Origin of the sequence: Streptomyces sp. H27-H1 (genome assembly GCF_026627445.1) — a bacterium.
Lineage (GTDB): Bacteria > Actinomycetota > Actinomycetes > Streptomycetales > Streptomycetaceae > Streptomyces.
In genome coordinates, this window is the sequence record NZ_JAPNLJ010000071.1 from 21,193 (window position 1) to 29,475 (window position 8,283).

The window sequence follows — 8,283 nt, forward strand, 5'->3', positions numbered from 1 at the left end:
CCCCGGGACATCCTGCCGATCATGGCCGATTTCCTCCCGGTGGGCTCTCTCGACGGCATAGCGTCGATCCCGAACGGAAACCGACACCCCGCCTCGCGGTGCTATGCCATTCCTTCCTTCACCTACGTCACGCAATGGCGCGCGACAGGAGCCAGAGGACATGCAGACCAAGCTGGACGAAGCAAAGGCCGAGCTGCTCGCGCGGGCGGCACGGGTAGCTGAGAACAGCCCGGCCGGGGGGCTACTTCCGACTGGGTCCGAACAGGGGGAGCACCCCGACCGGGACACGACTCTCGCCTACCTCCAGCGCTACTACCTGCACACCGCCCCGGAGGACCTCCTCGACCGGGATCCGGTCGACGTGTTCGGGGCCGCACTCTCGCACTACCGGCTCGCGGAGAACCGCCCGCAGGGCACCGCGAACGTGCGCGTGCACACCCCCACGGTGGAGGAGAACGGCTGGACCTCCAGCCACTCCGTCGTCGAGGTGGTCACCGACGACATGCCGTTCCTCGTGGACTCCGTGACGAACGAGCTGTCCCGCCAGGGGCGCGGCATCCACGTCGTGATCCACCCACAGGTCGTCGTGCGCCGCGACGTCACTGGCAAGCTGATCGAGATCCTCGGCCCCGACTGCGACGCCCACGGTCCCCGGACCGCGCGCCCCCACGACTCCCTCGTCGAGTCCTGGATCCACGTCGAGATGGACCGCGAGACCGACCGGGCCGACCTCAAGCAGATCACCGGTGATCTGCTGCGCGTCCTGTCCGACGTACGCGAGTCCGTCGAGGACTGGGAGAAGATGCGCGACGCGGCACTGCGCATCGCGCAGGAGCTGCCCGACGAGCCGACCGCCCCGGACCTGCGCGACTACGAGCTCGAAGAGGCCCGTGAGCTGCTGCGCTGGCTCGCCGACGACCACTTCACCTTCCTCGGCTACCGCGAGTACAACCTCGTGGACGGCGACGCCCTGACCGCCGTGCCCGGCACCGGACTCGGCATCCTGCGCTCCGACCCGCTGCACCACGGCCAGGACGAGGCGCACCCCGTCTCCCCGTCCTTCAACCGGCTGCCGGCCGACGCCCGCGCCAAGGCCCGCGAGCACCGCCTGCTGGTCCTGACCAAGGCCAACAGCCGCTCCACCGTGCACCGCCCCTCGTACCTCGACTACGTGGGCGTGAAGAAGTTCGACGCCGAGGGCAACGTGGTCGGAGAGCGCCGCTTCCTCGGCCTGTTCTCCTCCGCCGCGTACACCGAGTCGGTGCGCCGGGTCCCGGTCATCCGCCGCAAGGTCGCCGAGGTCCTCGAAGGCGCCGGTTTCGCCCCGTCCAGCCACGACGGCCGCGACCTGCTCCAGATCCTGGAGACGTACCCGCGCGACGAGCTGTTCCAGACCCCGGTCGACCAGCTCCAGGCCATCGCCACCTCCGTCCTGTACCTCCAGGAACGCCGCCGGCTGCGGCTGTACCTGCGCCAGGACGAGTACGGGCGCTACTACTCCGCGCTGGTCTACCTGCCGCGCGACCGCTACACCACCGGCGTGCGGCTGCGGCTGATCGCGATCCTGCAGGAGGAGCTCGACGGCATCAGCGTCGACTTCACCGCCTGGAACACCGAGTCGATCCTCTCCCGCATCCACTTCGTCGTCCGCGTCCCGCAGGGCACCGAGCTGCCCGTGCTGACCGACGCCGACGTGGAGCGGATCGAGGGCCGTCTGGTCGAGGCCGCCCGGTCCTGGGCCGACGGCTTCGGCGAGGCGCTCGTCGCGGAACTGGGCGAGGAGCGCGCCGCCGAACTGCTGCGCAAGTACGGGACCTCCTTCCCGGAGGGCTACAAGGCCGACCACTCGCCGCGTGCGGCCGTCGCCGACCTGTGCCACCTGGAGCGGCTGTCCGCGAGCGACCGCGAGTTCGCGCTGTCGCTGTACGAGCCGGTCGGCGCGGGCCCCGGCGAGCGCCGGTTCAAGATCTACCGGACGGGCGAGCAGGTCTCGCTCTCCGCGGTCCTGCCGGTCCTGCAGCGCCTGGGCGTCGAGGTCACCGACGAGCGGCCGTACGAGCTGCGCTGCACCGACCGCACCAACGCGTGGATCTACGACTTCGGCCTGCGGATGCCCCTCTCGACGGGCAACGGGGACTCCTACCTCGGGGACGACGCCCGCGAGCGGTTCCAGGACGCCTTCTCGGCGGTCTGGCAGGGCGACGCCGAGAACGACAACTTCAACACCCTGGTGCTGGGCGCCGGACTGACCTGGCGCCAAGCCGTGGTCCTGCGCGCGTACGCCAAGTACCTGCGCCAGGCCGGTGCCACCTTCAGCCAGGACTACATGGAGGACACCCTCCGCAACAACGTCCACACCACCCGGCTGCTGGTCTCCCTCTTCGAGGCCCGGATGTCGCCCGGCCGCCAGTCCGCGGGCACCGAGCTCGTCGACGCGATGCTGGAGGAGCTGGACGGGGCCCTGGACCAGGTCGCCTCGCTGGACGAGGACCGGATCCTGCGCTCCTTCCTCACCCTCATCAAGGCGACGCTGCGTACGAACTTCTTCCAGCTCACCAGCACGGGCGAGCAGCACTCCTACGTGTCGATGAAGTTCGACCCGCAGGCGATCCCCGAACTGCCGGCGCCGCGTCCGGCCTTCGAGATCTGGGTGTACTCCCCGCGCGTCGAGGGCGTTCACCTGCGCTTCGGCAAGGTCGCCCGCGGCGGCCTGCGCTGGTCCGACCGCCGTGAGGACTTCCGTACGGAGATCCTCGGCCTGGTCAAGGCGCAGATGGTCAAGAACACCGTCATCGTGCCCGTGGGCGCCAAGGGCGGCTTCGTCGCCAAGAACCTCCCCGACCCGTCGGTGGACCGCGACGCCTGGCTCGCCGAGGGCATCGCCTCGTACAAGATCTTCATCTCGGCGCTGCTCGACATCACCGACAACATGGTCGGCGGCGAGATCGTCCGGCCCAAGGCCGTCGTCCGCCACGACGAGGACGACACCTACCTCGTCGTCGCCGCCGACAAGGGCACCGCGACCTTCTCCGACATCGCCAACGGGGTCGCCGAGTCCTACGGGTTCTGGCTGGGCGACGCCTTCGCCTCCGGCGGCTCGGCCGGCTACGACCACAAGGGCATGGGCATCACCGCCCGCGGCGCCTGGGAGTCCGTCAAGCGGCACTTCCGCGAGCTCGGGCACGACACCCAGACGCAGGACTTCACGGTCGTCGGCGTCGGCGACATGTCCGGCGACGTCTTCGGCAACGGCATGCTGCTCTCCGAGCACATCCGCCTGGTCGCGGCCTTCGACCACCGGCACATCTTCATCGACCCGACCCCGGACGCGGCGACCTCCTACGCCGAGCGCCGGCGCCTGTTCGAGCTGCCGCGCTCCTCGTGGGCGGACTACGACACCTCGCTCCTGTCGCAGGGCGGCGGGATCCACCCGCGCAGTGCCAAGGCCATCCCGGTCAACGCGCAGGTCCGCGCGGCCCTCGGGATCGAGGCGGGCGTCTCCAAGATGACCCCCGCCGACCTGATGCAGGCCATCCTCAAGGCCCCCGTCGACCTGCTGTGGAACGGCGGCATCGGTACGTACGTCAAGGCGACGGCCGAGACGCACGCCGACGTCGGCGACAAGGCCAACGACGCCATCCGCGTCAACGGCTCCGACGTCTGCGCCAAGGTCATCGGCGAGGGCGGCAACCTGGGCCTGACCCAGCTCGGCCGCATCGAGTTCGCACGCAGCGGCGCCGGCGGCGAAGGCGGCAAGATCAACACCGACGCCATCGACAACAGCGCGGGCGTGGACACCTCCGACCACGAGGTGAACATCAAGATCCTGCTGAACTCGGTGGTCGCCGAAGGGGACCTGACCGTCAAGCAGCGCAACAAGTTCCTCGCCGCGATGACCGACGAGGTCGGCCGGATGGTGCTGCGCAACAACTACGCCCAGAACCTGGCACTGGCCAACGGCGCCGCCCAGGCCCCCAGCCTGCTCCACGCCCAGCAGCGGTTCATGCGCCGCCTGGGCCGTGACGGCCTGCTGGACCGCGCCCTGGAGTTCCTGCCCAACGACCGGCAGATCCGCGAACTGCTGAACAACGGCAAGGGCCTGACCCAGCCGGAACTGGCCGTCCTGTTCGCCTACACCAAGATCACGGTGGCGGGCGAGCTCATCCACACCGACCTCCCGGACGACCCGTACCTGGCCCGCCTGCTGCACGCCTACTTCCCGGCCGCGCTGCTCGCGAAGTTTCCGGAGCAGGTCGACGGGCACGCCCTGCGCCGCGAGATCATCACCACGGTGCTGGTCAACGACACCGTCAACAGTGGCGGCTCGACCTTCCTGCACCGCCTGCGCGAGGAGACCGGAGCCTCCCTGGAGGAGATCATCCGGGCGCAGCTCTCGGCCCGCGAGATCTTCGGCCTGGCCGAGGTGTGGGACGCGGTCGAGGCCCTCGACAACAAGGTCGCCGCCGACGTCCAGACCCGGATCCGGCTGCACTCGCGACGCCTGGTCGAGCGGGGTACGCGCTGGCTGCTGAACAACCGGCCGCAGCCGCTCCAGATCACCGAGACCATCGAGCTCTTCGCCGCACGGGTGGAGGGGGTCTGGTCGGACGTGCCCAAGCTCGTGCGCGGCGCGGATCTGGAGTGGTACGAGGCGATCATGGCCGAGCTGATCGGCGAGGGCGTGCCGGAGGAGCTGGCGGCCAAGGTGGCCGGGTTCTCGTCCGCCTTCCCGACGCTGGACATCGTCGCGATCTCGGACCGTACGGGTGTCGAGCCGCTGGCCGTCGCCGAGGTGTACTACGACCTCGCCGACCGCCTGAACATCACCCAGCTGATGGACCGGATCATCGAGCTGCCGCGGGCCGACCGCTGGCAGTCGATGGCCCGCGCGTCCATCCGCGAGGACCTGTTCTCGGCGCATGCCGCACTGACCGCCGACGTGCTGGCGGTCGGGAACGGGACGTCGACTCCCGAGGAGCGCTTCAAGGCGTGGGAGGACAAGAACGCGGCGATCATCGGGCGCGCGCGGACGACTCTGGACGAGATCCAGGGGTCGGACGACTTCGACCTGGCGAACCTGTCGGTGGCGATGCGGACGATGCGCTCGCTCTTGAGGTCGCACGTCTAGCCCTGCCGGGCCGGCGGTGAAGAACGGGCCGGGCCCGGGACCTTGTGTTCCGGGGCCGGCCCGTTCCCGTTCCTGGCCCGGCGGGGGGCCGTGGGCCGGTGCGGCGCCGTTGCGGGGGGCTCTGCCCCCGGACCCCCGCGCCTCAATCTCCCCCAGCTACCGCTGGGAGGGGCCCCCGGGCGAGGCTGATGGTGGACGGCGGGGCTGCAATGGCGCCGGCGGGGCTGGAATGCCGGGCTGGGCTAGCGGCTGTTGGTGAAGTTTTCGTAGGCGTCGCAGACCTCTTCGGAGGGGCCGTCCATGCGTAGGACGCCTGATTCGAGCCAGATCGCGCGGTCGCAGGTGGCGCGGACCGTGCCGATGCCGTGGCTGACCAGGAAGACGGTGCCGGCCTGTTCGCGGAGCTCCTCGATGCGGGCCTGGCTGCGTCGTTGGAAGGCGGCGTCGCCGGTGGCCAGGGCCTCGTCGATCATCAGGACGTCGTGGTCCTTGGCGGCGGCGATGGAGAAGCGCAGCCGGGCACCCATGCCGGAGGAGTAGGTGCGCATGGGCAGGGAGATGAAGTCGCCCTTCTCGTTGATCCCGGAGAAGTCGACGATGTCCTGGTAGCGCTCGCGGATCTGCTGCTTGGACATGCCCATGGCCAGGCCGCCGAGGACCACGTTGCGTTCGCCGGTCAGATCGTTCATCAGGGCGGCGTTCACGCCGAGCAGGGACGGCTGGCCGTGCGAGAAGATCCGGCCGCGCGCGACCGGCTGGAGGCCGGCGATGGCGGACAGCAGGGTGGACTTGCCGGAGCCGTTGGTGCCGATCAGGCCGATGGCCTCGCCCTTGTACGCGGTGAAGCTCACGCCCTTGACGGCGTGCACCTCGCGGATCCCGGGGGCGGGCTTGCGGGAGAAGATCCGGCTCAGGGCGGCGGTGGCGCCGCCCTTGCGGCCGCCGGAGCCGTGCACCTTGTAGATCACGTGGACCTCGTCGGCGATGACGGTCGGAACCCGGGTGTCGGTGTCAGCCACGGCCGTACTCCTCCTCTGCCTTCCAGAAGAAAACGAATCCGCCCACGCCGAAGAGCAGGGCCCAGCCGAGCGCGATCAGCCAGACGTGGTGCGGGAGCTGGCTCGCCTTGTACGAGTCGATGAGCGCGAAGCGCATCAGGTCGATGAAGACGGCCGCGGGGTTGACCTTGAGGGCCGTCGAGACCCAGTGCGGCAGGTTGTCCGTCTTGAGCATCTGGTCGATGGACCACATGACGCCCGAGGCGTACATCCACGTCCGCAGGACGAACGGCATCAGCTGGCTGACGTCCGGGCTCTTCGCCCCGACCCGCGCCATGATCATGGCGCAGCCGGCGCAGAAGGAGGCCATGAGGAACAGGGTCGGCAGGGCGAGCAGCCAGTTCAGGGAAGGGGTCTGGCCGAAGGCGAACAGCAGGATGATCAGTGCGCCCATGGTGATGAGCAGCTGCTGGAAGAGCTGGACGACGGTGGACAGGGGCAGCGAGGCGCGCGGGAAGTGCAGGGCACGCACCAGCCCGAGGTTGCTCTGCACCGCCCGGGTCGAGGCGTTGACGCAACTTCCGATGAAGTCCCAGACGAAGACGCCGGTGATCAGGAACGGCAGGTAGTCGGGCACGCCGTGGCTGGCGTGCATGACGATGCCGAAGATGAAGTAGTAGACGGCCGCGTTGAGCAGCGGGGTCACCAGGTGCCAGACCTGGCCGAGGCTGGCCTGGCTGTACTGGGCCTGCATCCGGGCGGTGGCGAGCGCGCTCACAAAGTGGCGCCGGCCCCAGAGCTGCGCGATGTAGCGGGGGAGGGTGGGGCGGGCGCCGCTGAGCGTCAGATCGTGGGCCGCCGCCAGTTCGGCGATGAGGTCCGGGGCCTTGGTGTCGGCCCTGACCCTGCCCGGGTCGGGGGTCGGTGGCGCGGTGGTCGCTGTCACGAGGGTCGCTTTCGACGGGGGCGGGCGTCGCTCACTGGGGTACCTCCCAGCGGTGGCTAAGGACGGGACGGGTCCGTATCGTCGCTACGGTGAGGTTAGGTCGTCCGACGTCGGAACGCAACCGTATCGTCGTCGCGGGTTATGCTCTGCTCATGACGACTGAGTCCACCGCTCCTGCCCCCCGTAGAGCCCCCGCCGGGGCGGCCGTGCTCCGGGAAGACGTGACCGAGGCGATCCGGGCGGCCGTGCTCGAGGAACTGGCCGCCGTCGGGTTCGCGCGGATGTCGATCGAGGGCGTCGCCCGGCGGGCGGGCGTGGGGAAGACGGCCGTGTACCGCCGGTGGAAGTCGAAGCTGCACCTGGTGCTCGACCTGGTGGGAGCGTTCGCCGTGGACGGCCTGCCAGTGCCGGCGACGGGGTCGCTGTACGGGGACGTACGGGCGCTGCTGGAGGTGATGTCACATGTGCTGCGGCATCCGGTGGCCTCGGCGGTGATCCCTGACCTGCTGGTGGAGGCGGCGCGGAATCCGGAGATCGCGGACGCGGTGCGGGGGGCTCTGCTGGAGGGGCAGCGGCGGATGGCCTCCGGGATCATCACCGCGGCGGTCTCCCGGGGGGAGCTGCCTGTGGGGGTGGACGCGGGGAAGGCGCTCGATCTGGCGATCGGGCCGTTGTACTGGCGGCAGGTTGTGGTGCGGGATGCCGTTTCTGGGGGGTACCTGGATGGGCTTGCGCGGTCGGTCGTGGCCGGCCTTACGGCTGGGCCGGCCTGACCGACGGCTCCGCCGGGGTGGGGTGCGGTCGTCTGAGACGGCTGTCGGGGCCTTGGGAGCCGCTCGGCGGGCCCGGCTGCGGTGTGCCGCTGCGCGGGGCGAAGTCCCCAACCCGCCCTTCCACCGTTCCCAGGGCTCTGCCCTGACCCGGTCCTCAAACGCCGGACGGGCTGGAAGGACCTGGGGCTCCGTCCCGGACCCCGGTCCTCAAACGCCGGACGGGTTGGAAGGACCTGGGGCTCCGTCCCGGACCCCGCGCCTCAAACTCCCCCAGCTACCGCTGGGAGGGGCCCCCTGGCGAGGCTGGATTTGCCGACGAATCTGGATGTTGGCCGGACGGGCTGGGTGTACGCCGGGTTGGGGGTGGGCTGGGGCGTGGGGTTACTGCCAGCGGCCCGTGGTGAGGTGGGCCAGGGTGGGTTCTGGGGTGGCCGAGGG

Annotated in this window: 4 protein-coding genes; 2 read left to right on the forward strand and 2 right to left on the reverse strand. The window is 70.1% G+C overall.

Annotated features, from left to right (window positions below):
* The first annotated feature begins 160 nt into the window (after positions 1-160).
* The gene (locus OTB20_RS38730; RefSeq protein WP_267824617.1) at positions 161-5,128 is read left to right on the forward strand and encodes an NAD-glutamate dehydrogenase; all 4,968 of its coding nucleotides are present in this window, start codon (positions 161-163) and stop codon (positions 5,126-5,128) included.
* 242 nt (positions 5,129-5,370) lie between these two features.
* Here OTB20_RS38730 and OTB20_RS38735 read toward each other — a convergent pair whose 3' ends face one another.
* Together OTB20_RS38735 and OTB20_RS38740 are read right to left on the reverse strand one after the other, a co-directional pair.
* Positions 5,371-6,147: an ABC transporter ATP-binding protein gene (locus OTB20_RS38735; RefSeq protein ID WP_267824618.1), complete on the reverse strand. Its 777-nt coding sequence runs from the start codon at positions 6,145-6,147 to the stop codon at positions 5,371-5,373.
* On the reverse strand, positions 6,140-7,072 hold the full coding sequence (locus tag OTB20_RS38740; protein WP_420716585.1) for an ABC transporter permease: 933 nt from the start codon (positions 7,070-7,072) through the stop codon (positions 6,140-6,142). The genes OTB20_RS38735 and OTB20_RS38740 overlap by 8 nt, the downstream gene beginning before the upstream one ends.
* A gap of 152 nt (positions 7,073-7,224) precedes the next feature.
* Between OTB20_RS38740 and OTB20_RS38745 the strand changes: the two genes are divergently transcribed.
* The gene (locus OTB20_RS38745; RefSeq protein WP_267824619.1) at positions 7,225-7,845 is read left to right on the forward strand and encodes a TetR/AcrR family transcriptional regulator; all 621 of its coding nucleotides are present in this window, start codon (positions 7,225-7,227) and stop codon (positions 7,843-7,845) included.
* Positions 7,846-8,283 lie beyond the last annotated feature (438 nt).